At 57.1% G+C, this 15,155-nt stretch carries 16 protein-coding genes; 3 read left to right on the top strand and 13 right to left on the bottom strand.

From position 1 onward, the window contains the following. Nucleotides 1–188 precede the first annotated feature (188 nt). The 7 genes from AC2FAJ_RS03425 to AC2FAJ_RS03395 all read right to left on the bottom strand — a co-directional run bounded on the left by AC2FAJ_RS03425 (nucleotide 189) and on the right by AC2FAJ_RS03395 (nucleotide 7,044). A complete protein-coding gene (locus AC2FAJ_RS03425) occupies nucleotides 189–1,901 on the bottom strand; it encodes an ABC-F family ATP-binding cassette domain-containing protein (protein ID WP_047365088.1) in 1,713 nt (570 codons plus the stop codon). Nucleotides 1,902–2,424: 523 nt separating this feature from the next. Next, nucleotides 2,425–2,907, bottom strand: a complete 483-nt coding sequence (locus tag AC2FAJ_RS03420; RefSeq protein WP_485453814.1) for a DUF2778 domain-containing protein — start codon at nucleotides 2,905–2,907, stop codon at nucleotides 2,425–2,427. Then, on the bottom strand, nucleotides 2,904–3,389 hold the full coding sequence (locus AC2FAJ_RS03415) for an Hcp family type VI secretion system effector (protein WP_041909869.1): 486 nt from the start codon (nucleotides 3,387–3,389) through the stop codon (nucleotides 2,904–2,906). The genes AC2FAJ_RS03420 and AC2FAJ_RS03415 overlap by 4 nt, the downstream gene beginning before the upstream one ends. Nucleotides 3,390–3,637: 248 nt before the next feature. Further along, the gene (locus AC2FAJ_RS03410) at nucleotides 3,638–5,335 is read right to left on the bottom strand and encodes an NAD-dependent malic enzyme (protein ID WP_028013235.1); all 1,698 of its coding nucleotides are present in this window, start codon (nucleotides 5,333–5,335) and stop codon (nucleotides 3,638–3,640) included. A 176-nt stretch (nucleotides 5,336–5,511) separates the two neighbouring features. Next, the gene (sra, locus tag AC2FAJ_RS03405; protein ID WP_008501714.1) at nucleotides 5,512–5,649 is read right to left on the bottom strand and encodes a stationary-phase-induced ribosome-associated protein; all 138 of its coding nucleotides are present in this window, start codon (nucleotides 5,647–5,649) and stop codon (nucleotides 5,512–5,514) included. A gap of 95 nt (nucleotides 5,650–5,744) precedes the next feature. Beyond that, nucleotides 5,745–5,960, bottom strand: coding sequence for a biofilm-dependent modulation protein (gene bdm, locus AC2FAJ_RS03400; protein ID WP_023335793.1), 216 nt, complete (start codon nucleotides 5,958–5,960; stop codon nucleotides 5,745–5,747). Between the two features lie 232 nt (nucleotides 5,961–6,192). Beyond that, nucleotides 6,193–7,044, bottom strand: coding sequence for a Vmh family MBL fold metallo-hydrolase (locus AC2FAJ_RS03395; protein WP_485453813.1), 852 nt, complete (start codon nucleotides 7,042–7,044; stop codon nucleotides 6,193–6,195). A gap of 110 nt (nucleotides 7,045–7,154) precedes the next feature. On the opposite strand from AC2FAJ_RS03395, the gene AC2FAJ_RS03390 reads away from it, so the two are divergent. Continuing rightward, nucleotides 7,155–8,030 carry a LysR family transcriptional regulator gene (locus tag AC2FAJ_RS03390; protein WP_047365094.1) on the top strand — a complete coding sequence of 292 codons (876 nt, stop codon included), beginning with the start codon at nucleotides 7,155–7,157 and terminating at the stop codon, nucleotides 8,028–8,030. A gap of 7 nt (nucleotides 8,031–8,037) precedes the next feature. On the opposite strand, the gene AC2FAJ_RS03385 is transcribed toward AC2FAJ_RS03390, so the two are convergent. Next, on the bottom strand, nucleotides 8,038–8,997 hold the full coding sequence (locus tag AC2FAJ_RS03385) for a hypothetical protein (protein ID WP_447087364.1): 960 nt from the start codon (nucleotides 8,995–8,997) through the stop codon (nucleotides 8,038–8,040). Nucleotides 8,998–9,112: 115 nt separating this feature from the next. On the opposite strand from AC2FAJ_RS03385, the gene AC2FAJ_RS03380 reads away from it, so the two are divergent. After that, the gene (locus AC2FAJ_RS03380; RefSeq protein WP_028013230.1) at nucleotides 9,113–9,541 is read left to right on the top strand and encodes an OsmC family protein; all 429 of its coding nucleotides are present in this window, start codon (nucleotides 9,113–9,115) and stop codon (nucleotides 9,539–9,541) included. Between the two features lie 23 nt (nucleotides 9,542–9,564). Here the strand turns inward: AC2FAJ_RS03380 and AC2FAJ_RS03375 are convergent, their stop codons facing one another. Beyond that, nucleotides 9,565–10,470, bottom strand: coding sequence for a LysR family transcriptional regulator (locus tag AC2FAJ_RS03375; protein WP_485453812.1), 906 nt, complete (start codon nucleotides 10,468–10,470; stop codon nucleotides 9,565–9,567). A gap of 115 nt (nucleotides 10,471–10,585) precedes the next feature. Between AC2FAJ_RS03375 and AC2FAJ_RS03370 the strand changes: the two genes are divergently transcribed. Continuing rightward, complete coding sequence (locus AC2FAJ_RS03370) at nucleotides 10,586–11,335, top strand: SDR family NAD(P)-dependent oxidoreductase (RefSeq protein WP_485453811.1); 750 nt, start codon at nucleotides 10,586–10,588, stop codon at nucleotides 11,333–11,335. Here the strand turns inward: AC2FAJ_RS03370 and AC2FAJ_RS03365 are convergent. From AC2FAJ_RS03365 to AC2FAJ_RS03350, 4 genes are read right to left on the bottom strand one after another with little or no spacing between them, the layout of a single operon-like run. Continuing rightward, complete coding sequence (locus AC2FAJ_RS03365; RefSeq protein ID WP_060571801.1) at nucleotides 11,332–12,261, bottom strand: oligopeptide/dipeptide ABC transporter ATP-binding protein; 930 nt, start codon at nucleotides 12,259–12,261, stop codon at nucleotides 11,332–11,334. The two genes, AC2FAJ_RS03370 and AC2FAJ_RS03365, sit on opposite strands and share 4 nt — an antisense overlap. Next, nucleotides 12,254–13,240: an ABC transporter ATP-binding protein gene (locus tag AC2FAJ_RS03360; protein WP_447087361.1), complete on the bottom strand. Its 987-nt coding sequence runs from the start codon at nucleotides 13,238–13,240 to the stop codon at nucleotides 12,254–12,256. Before AC2FAJ_RS03360 ends, AC2FAJ_RS03365 begins: the two co-directional genes overlap by 8 nt. Then, entirely contained in the window at nucleotides 13,240–14,133 is an 894-nt protein-coding gene (gene ddpC / locus AC2FAJ_RS03355) for a D,D-dipeptide ABC transporter permease (protein WP_041909883.1), read from the bottom strand. Before ddpC ends, AC2FAJ_RS03360 begins: the two co-directional genes overlap by 1 nt. Beyond that, on the bottom strand, nucleotides 14,130–15,152 hold the full coding sequence (locus tag AC2FAJ_RS03350; protein WP_041909885.1) for an ABC transporter permease: 1,023 nt from the start codon (nucleotides 15,150–15,152) through the stop codon (nucleotides 14,130–14,132). Before AC2FAJ_RS03350 ends, ddpC begins: the two co-directional genes overlap by 4 nt. Nucleotides 15,153–15,155 lie beyond the last annotated feature (3 nt).

The raw sequence follows: 15,155 nt of genomic DNA, 5'->3' as shown, positions 1-15,155 counted from the left end.
CCTTGTTCATGATAAGAATCTGCATAGCAGGTGTAGTACCCCTTAAGGATTAATACATTAGCCTGGTAATGCAAGGCTGCGGCAACATAATGTCATCATTTGATTCGATTTCAGATTAAGAATACGGCGATCCTCTAATAATTAAGGGGGAAAATGCTGGCCCGGCGAGGTGCTCGCCGGGCGCAGATTTACAGCTGGGCTTCAATCTCCTCAATTTCTCTGCGCCATTGCGCCTGCAGCTGCGGCTTCTGATGTTTCGGCTTACGCGCCAGATCGTCTTCCAGCAGCGTTTCCAGCGCGATCAGCCGCTCCAGCAGATCGTCGTACGGCGAGGGTTGAACTTCCCCAGCGGTGACGACGGGCGCGGCTGATGTCCCCAGCCCCGCGCTTTCACGCAGCCGCTCAAACACGGCTTCAGCATCGTGCCACTCGCTCAGCCAGCCGTCCTCAATCAGCCAGAAACGGTTACAGCTTTGGCTAATTAACTGGCGATCGTGGCTGACCAGCAGCACGCCGCCTTCGAACTGTTGCAGCGTTTCCGCTAGCGCCTCTTTGCCTTCCATGTCGAGATGGTTGGTGGGCTCATCCAGCATCAGCAGGCTGTAGCGGGCAAGCGTCAGCCCGACGAACAGCAGGCGAGAGCGCTCGCCGCCGCTGAGCGTGCTGACTTTTTGCCCGTGTCTCGCCCACGGGAACCCGGCGCTGATGAGCGCCATCTTCCTGTTTTGCGGGTCGGGAGCGAAAGGTTCCAGCGCGTCGAGCAGCGTGGCGTCATCAGGCAGCTGATGCAGCGTCTGGTCGTAGTAGCCCGGCGAGACGCGCGGATGGATTTTCAGCCCGCTGTCCGTCGGTTCATCCACAAAATGTCGCCAGATAAGCTTCATCAGCGACGATTTACCGCAGCCGTTACGACCGACAATTGCCACGCGATCGCCGCTTTTCAGCCGCGCCGTTTCGATGTTAAACAGCGGCGGTAGCCCGGGCGCAGGCGGGACGCTGAGGTTTTCCATCTCCAGCAGACGGTCCGCCCGCAGCGCGTCGCCGCGCAGGGTTAACGTCCACTGGCTGCCTGCCGTCACTTCCGTCTGGTTCTCCTTCAGCCGTTCGACCTGTTTTTCCATCTGCTTGGCTTTGCGGGCCAGGTCTTCGTTGTCGTAAACCTTACCCCAGGTCGCCAGACGTTTGGCGCTGGCGGTCACGCGGTCGATCTCCTTTTGCTCCGCCTTGTGGCGCTGCGCATCGCTTTCGTCTTTTGCTGCAAGCGCTTTACGGGCGGCCGTACAGGGAAGGGCAAAGTAGTGCAGCGTCTTATCACGCAGGATCCAGCTGCCGTTTGTGACGGCATCCAGCAGCTGTCTGTCGTGCGAAACCAGCACGAAGCTGCCTGACCAGTTCTGTAAAAAGTGTTCCAGCCAGAGCATGGTCGGCAGATCCAGGTGGTTGCTGGGTTCATCCAGCAGGAGCAGATCCGGCTCGTGAATCAACGCCCGCGCCAGCAGCAGGCGGGTGTGCTGTCCGCCGCTCAGGGTGGCGGATTGCAGCGTCATATCCTGCGGCGTGAAGCCCATGCTCGCCAGCAGCGTTTCGGCTTTCCAGCGCAGGCTGTCGTGCTCAGCTAAAGGCAGTTGCGCGAGTACGGCATCCAGCATGGTCAGCGGGAAAATGGCGTCCGGGAGATGTTGCTCCACGCGCGCCATCAGGCAGTGCCCGGCCAGCGCTACCGCTCCGGCGGCTGGGATATCTGTTCCGTCCAGCACCTTTAAAAGCGTACTTTTGCCGCAGCCGTTGTCGCCCAGCAGGCCGATGCGGTCGCCTTTTTTCAGCGTAAAGGAGAGTGAGTCGAAGAGCGTGCCAAACGCCGTATCAACGCGTAAAGATTGTGCAGTGAGTAAAGTGCTCATTGTTGCTTACCCAAGAGTTACAGGCATGTTTATGCCTCGTCAAACATCGCTGACGATAACTCAGTAAGCCCGAGAGAAGGGATTTCAGGGGTTGGTGTCTTCGCTCAAGCAGAAGTTATCGCAGCACGATACCGATAACGCTTGAGCTGGTGCGATCACCAAATGTATGTGAAACATTGAAAATTTCACGATACAGCATAATTGGCCTCCTTATATGTTATGAGTTTGTAGGTGACTATCACTATACAACGTTTTCCTGCATATACCAAACAGAGGGGCAGCAGTGCTGCCCAGAATTATTTTTTCCGTATAAGAACATACAGGGCTAGTGTGAGAACTGACGCACTGAATGCGGAAACACCTAAAAAAAGGTACAGAACGAAATCCATGATCAATTCGTCGCCATATATTTTAAAATGCTCCGCAATAGAGTACTGCGCTTCCGGTGGAATAACTTTATATAGTGTGAGTAACGAAAGAAACACTGCCGTACACCATAGCAGTGCCAGTAGTATCACCTTCATTAATAAACCTGCACAACGCCATGAGCAATCATATAGTTTCCCAGTTGCAGCCCTCCCGTTCGTAGAAAGGCTGATGCCAGAACCTTAAAATCGCTCTGACTGTAAAGCGTGATACATCCCTTACTTAATCCAGATGGTCCGATAGGGTGCAATCTGAATTCTCCTCGCCTTATACCGTTCACAAAAGTCTCATCATTTATCAATCCGTCATCGCGATATAAAGCAAACCACTCGCTCCGATTGGAACCCGTGAAAAATGCATTTACACTGTCCTTTGTTTGAGTATACCAACCACCTAATCCACGTAATAGTATGTAATATCGGCCCGGAGGGAGAGGGCCTATGTCGGGTAGAGACGCGCTTTCGGGACGATTTGTTGCATTGCCATTCCCCGAAAATGCTGGGAAAAAGCCCACTCCGGGCACAGACAGTGTTGCGTACTTACCGCCGTTGAGGTGGAAATAGCATTGCAGGAGATTCATGAACGGTCATTCCATGAGTCTGCAAAGATGATATTACCGTCGCAATGTTGCCACGTGATTTTCTCATAACGCAGGGAAACATTTTCTAGATGATTATGTTTTTCCATTGCCGAGTTTTTTACGTCATGCATCAAGGGGCATATTGAGACAACTTTTACGTTCTCCAGGTACATGTTGAAGTATTCGACTTCCTGACCCGCGTCGTCGATCTTGTACCACTTAAACTCGGCACTTTTCAGCGTTTGGCCTTTTGCCACGGCCTTGTATAAGTAAGGGCTAGAACTGTCAAACTCCTTTTCAAATACCAGCGCACTATGAACGCGCGTACCCGTTATTTTTCCTGTCATGTTATCTGTTGGCAGATACAGTCCATGACCGAACCCTAATATCTCGATACTTCCCTCGCGATCTTGTACATCAACAGCGCCTTTGATATCTGCGCCGCCGTCATCTTTAAGCCAAAGGTAAGCCGGAATTGCCATTTCAAAACTCCTTTTTCAATTAATGAATTTAGTGATACGGAACGTTACTAAACCTTTAAAAGAAACTGTTTAATAGGCAAAAAATGTTATGCAAAATATTTATATTTCAATGAGATATGAATTGTTGTCGAAATATTGATTTTTTAAATAATGGTCAGGGGAATACTGTAGAAGCGGCAAAGAAAATAAAGGGAGGAGGGTGTTCACGTTCCCTCTCCCTTTTGAGGAGAGGGAAGGGTCGGAGCCAATTAAATCGAGGTACGGCGATAGCTGCGGTATTCAGGCATCCAGAAGTTATCATCAATAGCCTGCTGCAGCGCGTCGGCAGAGGTTTTCACCGCCACGCCCTGCTGCTGCGCCATTTTACCCACCGCAAACGCGATAGCGCGCGACACCTTGTGAATGTCCTTCAGTTCCGGCAGCACCAGCCCTTCGCCGTTGTTGACCAGCGGCGAATAGCCCGCAAGGGTTTCGCTCGCTGACATCAGCATCTCATCGGTAATGCGGGACGCGCCGGAGGCGATCACGCCCAGACCAATGCCCGGGAAGATATAGGAGTTGTTGCACTGGGCGATCGGATAGGTTTTATCCTTCCATACCACCGGATCGAACGGGCTGCCGGTGGCAACCAGCGCGTTACCTTCGGTCCAGGCGATGATGTCCTGCGGCGTCGCTTCCACGCGGGAGGTCGGGTTAGAAAGCGGCATCACGATAGGGCGCTCGCAGTGCTTGTGCATCTCGCGAATAATCTCTTCGGTGAAGAGACCGGTTTGCCCGGAAACGCCGATCAGAATATCCGGCTTCACGTTGCGCACCACGTCCAGCAGGGAGAGCACTTCGTTGTCGGTGTCCCAGTTCTTCAGGTTCTCGCGCTTCTGCACCAGCTTGGTCTGGAACGGCAGCAGGTTCGGCATGCCGTCGGTCAGCAGGCCGAAACGGTCCACCATAAAGACGCGGGAGCGGGCCAGCTCTTCGCTTAAGCCTTCGCGCTGCGTCTGGGCGATAATCTGCTCGGCGATGCCGCAGCCCGCAGAGCCTGCGCCCAGGAAGACGATTTTCTGGTAGCTCAGCTGGCTGCCGGCTGCGCGGCTGGCGGCGATAAGCGTGCCCACGGTCACCGCTGCGGTGCCCTGGATGTCGTCGTTAAAGGAGCAGATCTCATCGCGATAGCGGTTCAGCAGCGGCATCGCGTTTTTCTGCGCAAAGTCTTCAAACTGCAGCAGAACGTCCGGCCAGCGGTGCTTCACGGCCTGAATGAAATCGTCGACAAACTGATAGTACTCGTCGTCGGTAATACGCGGATGACGCCAGCCCATGTACAGCGGATCGTTCAACAGTTGCTGGTTGTTGGTGCCGACATCCAGTACCACCGGCAGGGTGTACGCCGGGCTGATGCCGCCGCAGGCGGTGTAGAGAGAGAGTTTACCGATTGGGATCCCCATCCCGCCAATGCCCTGGTCGCCGAGGCCGAGAATACGTTCCCCGTCCGTCACCACAATCACTTTAATATTGTGGTTCGGCACGTTCTGCAGAATGTCGTCCATGTTGTGACGGTTCTGATAAGAGATAAAGACGCCGCGTGAGCGACGGTAGATCTCAGAGAAGCGTTCGCACGCCGCACCCACCGTTGGGGTGTAGATCACCGGCATCATCTCTTCGAGATGGTTTTGCACCAGGCGATAGAAGAGGGTTTCGTTGGTGTCCTGGATGTTGCGCAGGTAGATGTGTTTGTCGATCTCGGTTTTGAAGCCCTGATACTGGATCCACGCGCGCTCTGCCTGCTCTTCAATGGTTTCAACCACTTCCGGCAGCAGGCCAAGCAGGTTAAAGCTGCTGCGCTCTTCCATGCTGAAGGCGCTGCCTTTGTTGAGCAGGGGGAATTCGAGTAAAACCGGGCCGGCATAAGGGATATATAAGGAACGATGTTTTTTCAGTTTGTTGTCCATGTCACTCACTCTTTTTTTGAAGATCCGTCCCTGACACTGCTGTTTGTCATCTTTCTGGCCTGTGCTACGGGGTGCGGTCGGGCGGTATTATAAAGGAGCTAAATATTAATTACCGCAACACATAAACAAAAACACCATCGGTTTTGCCGATGGTGTTCTGGATCTCAGTCTGGAACTTACTTGCCCGCGTGGCGTTTTCTGCCGGTGGCGTGAGTGACTTGCGTTTCGTGGTCGCCTTCAATCACCACTTTGCGCTGATTTGAAAGCTTGTAGTTCAGTCCCAGAATGTGGCGTGCCTGACGGTTCGATTTCATGTTAACTCCTCAATCCTGTTGATAGTTTTAAGGACCAGTTTGCTTTCGCAAACGAAATGTAACCCCTTAGGTTGCAGATCCAGCTTAGCAGGTTTTTACAAAGGTGCGTTTTGCCCGCTGACGACGTAGTTAATGGTCTGCTGGTAGATGTCACTGAGGATGTCATTATCCGTGGATTCCACCCACTTGGTCAGTTCCATTAAAATGTCATCTTCAGTCACAGCACCGTGCTCGGCGTGAAGACCCTGCGCAATCGCGTTAACGAGTTCAGGTTGTGCTGCTGTGGTATTAGCCGGGTAATAAGTAAACATGCTGCCTCCGTGTCGTTGTCTGTTTAATGGTACGGCTCGCAAAAAATTTAATTCATAAACAGAATGGCAAATATTTCCCCGGTTGTGTCTCAGATTCATCTTAGAAATAAAAATGACATAAGTGCATGCTTTTATGCGCTTTTAAAACGGAGGGATATATTGGCGTGAGGCAGTGCGGATATTATGGCGGTGCTCCTGCTATCGCGGGAATATAGCAGGAGCCGTTTATAAATTACCACTTCATTTCGCCAGTATTCACTTTGGCGCTTAATTCCAGAGAGCTCTCTTCTGCCAGACCCGGATACTGTTTTTTCAGTGCACCGATGACGCCCGCAGAGTTTTTATGTGCCGACAACGCCTGTTCAAAATGCTGCAGATAGCCTCGGGTAAAATCAATAGCCCCGGTTCCGGACGGTGGTGCGCCCAGATAGTGGCCTGGGATCACGCGTTCCGGCTTGTGCGCGGCCATGTTGTCCAGAGTCTGCTGCCACTGCTGCCGGCGAGCCGGCATCTGAGTATCAGCCGTCCAGACGTGAATCCCCCAGGAGACCCCGGTGCCGCCGAGGATGGTTTTCACGGACGGGATCCACACGTAGGCCGCATAGCTGTCCGGCTGCTCGATATCGACCTTTTCCCCGTCAATCATAAAGGTGGTGGAGGCAAGCACCTGCGGCACCACCAGTTCCGTTGGCGCGCCGTCTTTCATCTGCGGGCCCCAGAAGGCGAGCTTGGCGTCTTTGGTGGCCTTAATATGGTCAACCACCTGCTGCGTGGCCACCACTTTGGCATTCGGGAAGGCTTTCACCAGCGGCTGCAGGCCAAAATAGAAATCCGGATCGCCGGAGGTGATCACAATTTTATTCAGCGTTTTACCGCTGCGGCGAATTTTCTCTACCAGCGCTTCGCCATCCTTCACGCTGAACTGCGCGTCAAACAGCACCGCCTCTTTCGGGCCGGAAACGAGCGTGGAGGAGACCGCGAAAATGCCTTTATCCTGCGGGTTATAGGTATCAATCGTCAACGGCGCGGCAAAAACGGCCGGAGCGAAAAGGGTGGAAAGCAGGGCAATATGAGTGAGTTTCATGCTGTTGTCTCTGTTGTTCAGGAATGTCTCTATTGTACGGATATTCTCATTTGCCAGAATTCCTGAAACAAGACATGCTTAGTTTCATAAATCGAGCAGATGGAGCTTATATGGATCGCGTTATTGCCGCTCAGGTCTATAACCGGATATGCGAGCTGGGAAGCCTGAGCGCGGCGGCCCGCGCGCTGGGCATTTCCCGGCCGATGGTGAGCCGTTACCTTGAACAAATGGAGAAGTGGGCGGGGACGCGGCTGGTAAACCGCTCCACGCGCAAGCTGACGCTGACGGCGGCAGGGGAAAAGGTGCTGCAAAAAACGCGGACGCTCTCGCAGATCTCGCAGGAAATCGAAGGTCAGTCGGAAAAAGATCTGCCGTCCGGCACGCTACGGGTAGCCTGCGCGCACTTTACCGCCATGCACCTGATTGCGCCGGTCCTGCCCGGCCTGCTCTCGCGCTATCCGCAGCTGCGCATTGAGCTGGACGTGAACAACCATCCGGTCAGCCTGGTGGGAGAGCGCATTGACGTCGCGGTGCGCATTACCGATAACCCGGAGCCCGGCATGATCGCCCGCCGGCTGGGGGAGTGTCGATCGGTGCTCTGCGCCTCGCCGGCGTATCTGGCACAGCACGGCACGCCCGTCAGCCCCGAAGAGTTGGCGCAGCATAACTGCCTGCACTACAGCTTTTTCGCGGGGCAGTCCTGGCACTTCCTGACGCCGGAAGGCGAAAGCCTGAGCGTGGCCGTCAGCGGCAACCTGAGCGCCAGTATCTCTTCACTGCTCATGAACGCGGCGATCGAGCACTGCGGCATCGCCATGCTGCCGGAGCGCGAAGCGCGCGCCGCGCTTGAGCAGGGATTACTGGTGCCGGTACTGGCGTCGCTGGAGCCGAAACCGCTTGCCATCCACGGCATTTATCAGTCACGGGAATACCAGCCTGCCGCGCTGCGCGTGTTTCTTGACGAACTGTCCCGCCACCTTGCCTGAGGGGCGATTATTTCGCCTTTAGCCAGGGAGAGGCCGTGCTCCAGAAAATAATATCGGCTCCGAGATAATTTTCGCCGAAGCGGACAAACTCGGCTTTGGTGAACGGTTTTCCGGTCTGAGGATCCTTATAGGTCAGAGTCGGCTCCTGAACCGCCATGGCGATGAGCGGCAGCGCCTGTTTATTTTTATGGAAGAAGGGATAGGCATTCTTCATGTGCGCCTTGCGGTTGGGCACAATGTCCGGCCCGCCCAGGCCGATATTGTTGGCGATGGCATACGCAAAAAGACGTCCCATATAGTTGTGGTCGTTATCCCACTCGCACGGCCAGAAGTTCACGTACTGCACCACATGTGATTTCTGAAAAACCTTGCGCGCAAAGGCCAAATTTTCCATCTCACCCGCGAAATAGCTGTCGCAGGTGAAGCCCGCTGGCGGATTTTTCTCGTCAATATCAATCGCGGTTTCAGGCAGGTTTACGCCATACACCTCGCCATCAAAGCGTTTTGCGAGCGCTGCCAGCAGTGCCTGGTAGCGCTGGCGCACCGTGGGGTCCCACTGACGCGCTACCCATCCCGCGCCGACAGGCTTGCCCTCGCCGGGGTTATCAAACTGCGGCGCAATCCCGCCGCTGTATTGCTTATCGTGCATCAGATAGTCCGGGACGTAGCGGGCGTCCGGCTCAAAGAAACGATCCTGGATCTGAATAAAGAGTTTTTTCCGGGCGGCCTTAAGACGCGCCAGATCCTGCTCAATCCGCGAGAAGTCATAGCTGTCCTTCTCGGGTTCAAGCTGGCGCCAGTTGTACACGATCTGCACGCCGCCGATGTCGCCACGCGCAACCAGCGGGAGCGCCGCGTCGAGGTCGCCTGAGCTGGTATAGATAAAGTTTTCCGGCGTTTTGGCCAGTGAAGAAAGAGAGAGAGCCAGCGTGGCTACCGCGACGGCCATCCTGATTTTTAGCGTCATATCATTATCCTTGTTGTCGGTACAGCAGGTGAAAGACACGGAATCGTCTGTGTTCCAGGGCGTGTCAGATGTGTAGTCTATACTTAACCCTTTGTAAGCCAAAAGGAGAGCAAGAATGACGATTCATAAGCACGGTTCGGCACACTGGTCTGGCGACATTAAGCGCGGGAAAGGAACGGTTTCCACCGAGAGCGGCGTTCTCAACCAACAGCCTTACGGCTTTAACACCCGCTTTGAGGGTGAAAAGGGGACCAACCCGGAAGAACTGATCGGCGCGGCACATGCGGCTTGTTTTTCCATGGCGCTGTCGCTGATGCTGGGTGAAGCGGGCTATACCGCTGATTCGATTGATACGACCGCGGATGTCTCTCTGGATAAAACCGATGGCGGATTTGCCATCACTAAGGTTGCGCTGCAAAGTAAGGTCACCGTACCGGGCATTGCGCCACAGCAGTTTGACGGCATTATTCAGAAAGCCAAAGCGGGCTGTCCGGTGTCGCAGTTGCTCAAGGCCGAAATTACCCTGGACTATAAGCTTAACTAAATCACAGCCGGGTTTGTGCCCGGCTATCCCTTCAGCGCGGCGGGGAACACCTCCGCCAGCCAGGCGATAAACACCTTCAGTCTGTGCGTCAAATGCCGGTTCTGCGGGTAGACCACGTGAAACGGGTACGCGGCAGGCTGCCAGTCACCCAGAATCGCCACCAGCGCTCCCGCCTGCAAATAGGTCTTTGCTGAATACTCAAAGGTTTGAACGATCCCCAGACCCGCCGCGGCAGCCGCCAGATGAGCGTTACTTTCATTGACGCCGAGATAGTGCGGAAGAGTGATTTCCAGCGCCTCGCCGTTTTGCCGGAAGCGAAACGGAAACGGCCGCCCGGTGACGGGAGAGAGATAACTAACAAGCTTCTGGCCGTTGCGCAGCTCCTGCGGATAGGCCGGAACGCCGTGGTTTTTAAGGTAACCCGGCGTCGCGCAGGTGACCATCTGAGCGTCACCGAGATGACGTGCGATAAGTGTTGAATCGTTCAGCGGGCCGCCGCGGATCACGCAGTCTACGTTACCGCTGATAAGATCGACCGGACGATCGGCCACGCCAAGATCGATACGGATATCCGGGTAGCGCTGCATAAAATCCGGCAGCAGGGGGATGAGCACGTCCCGTGCGGTGGAACCGCCCACGTCAACCCGCAAATGTCCCTTGGGCGTCGCGCGGGAAACGCGAAACGAGGTGTCGATATCTTCGATATCAATCAGCACCCGGCGCGCTTTTTCATAGTATTCCAGCCCTTCAGGCGTTGTGACCACCCGACGAGTCGTCCGGTGAAGGAGACGTATCGCCAGGTGCGCCTCAAGGGATTTAACCAGTTTGCTCAGGGTGGCGATCGGCATATTCAGCGAGTCCGCCGCGCGGGTAAAGCTGCCGGTTTCCACCACCCGGGTAAAAGCGCGCATCGCCATGAGCTGGTCCATTAGGACCCCCTGATTATTTCTGTGTGTGAATAGTCATTTTCATTTTTGCCGGTTTTTCACTAATCCCGCAAGGGCTAAAGTTTGTCCAACGCAAACCCAACAAAAGGTAAATGACATGAACACGACTCTCTCAGGCAAAATCGCACTGGTCACCGGCGGCAGCACCGGCATCGGTCTTGCCACGGCGCAGGAGCTGGCGGCACAGGGCGCGAAGGTGTACATCACCGGACGACGTCAGGCCGAGCTGGACGCGGCGGTGGCTGAAATCGCTTCAACGGCAGTGGGCATTCGCGCTGACGTGTCAAAACTGGCGGACCTGGACGAGGTCTATGCCCGGATAGCCAAAGAAGAAGGCCGTCTCGATATTCTGTTCGCCAATGCGGGTGGCGGCGATATGCTGCCGCTGGGCGCGATAACCGAAGAGCAGTTTGACCGGATTTTCGGCACCAACGTCCGCGGGGTGCTGTTCACGGTGCAGAAGGCGCTGCCGCTGTTATCAACAGGCTCGTCGATCATTCTGACCGGCTCGACGGTGTCGGTTAAGGGGACGGCAAACTTTAGCGTCTACAGCGCCAGCAAGGCCGCCGTGCGCAACTTTGCCCGCTCCTGGGCGCTGGATTTGCAGGGCCGTGGGATCCGCGTCAACGTGGTGAGCCCGGGTCCGATCAAAACGCCTGGTCTCGGCGATCTGGTGCCGGAAGAACATCGTCAGGGGCTGTACGACGCGCTGGCCGCTCAGGTGCCGCTCGGCCGTTTAGGCGCGCCGGGTGAGGTGGGTAAAGCGGTGGCGTTTCTGGCCTCCGACGCGGCCAGCTTTATCAACGCCACCGAGCTGTTTGTGGACGGCGGGATGGCGCAAATTTAACCCAGGCTGCGCCAGCAGCGAACGTGACGGCCCTCGCGAGAGGGCTGTAGCGGCTGAGGACGTTCGCACCCCTGCGCGGCCATCGGGCAGCGGTCGCGGAAAAAACAGCCTTCGGGCAGGTGACGGTTGCCGGGAAGCTCCGTTTTGCGTAACGCCAGCGTTTCATCCAGCGGCTCTCCGGTGCGGGGAACCGAATCGAGCAGCAGGCGGGTATAGGGGTGGCGCGGCTCGCCAAGTACCTGCGCGGCGCTGCCCAGCTCCACAATCTGTCCGAGATACATCACCGCCACGCGGTCGCTCATGTGTCTGACCACCGAGACGTTATGCGAGATCAGTACGTAGGTCAGATTACGCTGCTGCTGTAGCGTCACCAGCAGGTTGAGGATTTGCGCCTGCACGGAGATATCCAGCGCGCTGGTGGGTTCATCGAGCACGATGATATCCGGGTCGGACGAAAGCGCCCGGGCGATGGCAATGCGCTGGCGCTGCCCGCCGGAGAAGGCGTGTGGAAGGCGGTCGAGATATTCCGGGCGAATGCCCACCTGCAGCGCCAGATCCGCCGCCAGCTGACGGCGCTCGCGCTCGCTGCTGCGTTTTTGCACCCACACCGGCTCGGTAATGATGCGCCAGACCGGCAATCGAGGGTCGAGCGAGGAGAGCGGATCCTGAAACACCATCTGCATGCCACCGGCATGGTGGGTACGCTGGCATGCGCCGGCGCTGGGTTTAAGCATCCCCATCAGCAGCTGCGCCAGCGTGCTTTTCCCACAGCCGGATTCCCCGACAACGCCCAGCGTTTCGCCCCGACGGATCTGGAGATCCAGCCCGTTGAGCGCATGGACCCGTTCCGTCACGCGGCCCAGCCAGTTTTTGCGCGCCGCAAAGTTCACGTGCACGCTATCCAGTTCCAGCAGTACATCAGACATGGTGTTTCTCCCGTTGTGGATACCAGCAGGCAGCCAGTTGGCCCTCTGCGCCATGCGGCTGCAGGCGCGGCGTTTCGCTGCATTTTGCCCCCGCGGCAAAGCAGCGCTCGCGGAAAGCGCACCCCTGCGGAAGCTGGCTGAGGTTGGGCACCGTTCCGGGAATGGCGGGCAGCAGATCGCGCGGCTGGCCGTTTTCCGGCGCGCACCGCAGCAGGCCGATAGAATAGGGATGCACAGGGCGGTGGATCAGCGTTTGCGTGGCACCGCTCTCTATCACGCTGCCCGCATACATTACGTACATTCTGTCGCAGAGCTGGGACACTACGGCCATATCATGGCTGATAAACAGCACCGAGGTGCTGCTGGCCTTCGCCTTATGCTTCAGTAAACGCAGCACCTGGAGCTGGACGGTCACGTCCAGCGCGGTGGTCGGCTCGTCGGCGATGATCAGCTCCGGCTCGCAGGAGAAGGCAAGGGCGATCATCACCCGCTGGCGCATGCCGCCGGAGAGTTCAAACGGATAACGTGCCATGACCTCCTTCGCGTCCGGAATTTGCATCTCTTCCAGCAGGGCGATCGCCTTCTGCTGCGCCTCGCGCCGGGAAAGCGGCTGATGCTGGCGAATCACCTCCACCATCTGTTTGCCAATCCGCCGTGTCGGGTTGAGGGCGGTCATGGGCTCCTGAAAAATCATCGCCACTTTAGCGCCGCGCCACTGGCGAAGCTGTTTCTCGGACGCCGTCAGGACGTTTTCACCGAGTAATCTCACCTGACCGTGATGAATACGGTAGCTGCCCTCTGGCAGCAGGCGCATGGCGAGCATGGCGGTAACGGATTTGCCCGAACCTGATTCGCCCACCACGCCGACAATTTCGCCCCTGCCGATCTCAAGCGAAACGTGGTTCAGCGCATGAACCTCCCCGCGAAAAACCGGGAAGCTCAGATGCAGGTCTTCAATATTGAGTACCGGTTCGGTCATCACTGTTTACCTCCTGACTTCGGATCCAGCAGATCGCGGATGCCATCCCCAAACAGGTTAAAGCCCACGGCGGTAATCAAAATCGCCGCTCCGGGAAACGCGCAGTACCACCACTGGTCCAGAACGTAGTTACGGCCGACGGCCACCATCGCGCCCCATTCGGCGGTCGGCTGCTGCGCCCCCAGGCCAATAAACCCCAGCGTCGCGGCCATCAGGATGGCGCTGCCGATGTCCAGCGACGCCTGCACAATCAGCGGCGGCAGGGCGTTGCGCAGGATGTGCCAGCGGATCAAATGCCAGCGGGAGGCGCCAAAGGTGCGGGCGGCCTGCACGTAGGTAAACTGACGCACCACCAGGGTTTGCCCGCGTGCCAGGCGGACGTAAAACGGAATGCGGACAATCGCAATCGCCAGCATGGCGTTAAACAGGCTCGGCCCGAGTGCGGCGGCCAGCGCCATGGTCAGTACCAGGGAAGGTATCGAGAGCATAATGTCCATCACCCGCATGATGACGGCGTCGCCGCGCCCGCCCAGTACGCCGGACAAACAGCCCAGGAGCGAGCCAATGCCGCCCGCAATCACCACCACCGCCAGCCCGGCGGTAATCGACTGCTGGCTGCCCGTCAGCACGCGGCTGAACAGGTCGCGTCCCACCTCATCGGTGCCAAACCAGTGTTGCGCAGAAGGTGCCTGCAGGCGGGCGGTGAGATCCAGCGCGTTCGGGTCATGCGGCACTATCCACGGCGAGGTCACCATCAGCAAAAGCATCGCGATCATAATGACGCCGCCGACAATCGTGAGCGGGCTTTGGCGCAGCATCCAGAACAGCTTTGCCCAGTTGATGCGTTGTCTGGCGGTTTTCACCGGGACGGGTGTTTCCTGCGTTAACATCATTCGGCACCTCCGCGCCCGATTCGCGGGTCAATCCACAGGTAAAGCAGATCGACCACCAGATTAACCAGCACGTAGGCCAGCGAAACGACGACGGCAAAGCCCATCACCGCCGGGAAGTCCAGCGCCTGAATGGACGTCACCACCCAGGCGCCCATACCCGGCCAGGCAAAGACGGTTTCGGTCAGGACGGCGCCGTAAAGCAGGTCGCCCAGCGCCAGTCCGAGCACGGTAATGGACGGGATCATCGCATTCGGCAGGGCGTAGCGCAGGACGATGTACCAGCCGGGCAGCCCGCTGGCGCGTGCGGTGCGGATGTAGTCCTCGCTAAGCTGCTCCAGCATCGCCGAGCGCACCTGGCGCGCCACGATGCCCAGGTGAACAAACGCCAGCGTCAGCGAGGGTAAAATCAGGTGCTGCAGCGCGTTGAAAAAGACTTCACCGTTGCCTTCCAGCAGCGCGTCCAGCAGATAAAACCCGGTGACGTGCGTCGGCGGATCGAGCCAGTCGTCCAGCCTGCCGCCGCCCGGCAGAATTTGCAGATGCCCGTAGAACAGGACAATCACGCCCAGCCCAAGCCAGAATGCAGGCGTGGAAATCCCGGTCATCGCCATTAAACGCACCAGGTGATCCAGCCAGCGGTTGCGGTACACCGCCGACAAAATCCCCAGCGGCACGCCGATAACCAGCGCCAGCAGCAAAGAACAAAAGGCCAGCTCCAGCGTGGCGGGGAAAAAGGCCTTCAGGTCTTCCGCAACCGGGCGTCCGGTACGGATGGAGGTGCCTAAATCACCGTGGGCCAGGGCGTCCACGTAGCGGCCAAACTGCACATACAGCGGCCGATCCAGCCCCAGCTGCTGGCGAATGTTCTGCACGATTTCGTCGCTGGCGCGATCGCCCGCCAGCAGACGCGCCGGGTCGCCGGGGATCATGTGTGAAATAATAAAGGTAATAATACAGACACCGGCCACCACCAGGAGTAACCCCCAGCAGCGCTGGCGCACGATGCTCCAGAACGTCATACG

The organism is Enterobacter cloacae complex sp. 385G4 (assembly GCF_057320665.1).
Note: the sequence above shows the minus strand (reverse complement) of the source record. Positions and strands in the feature narration are given on the sequence as shown.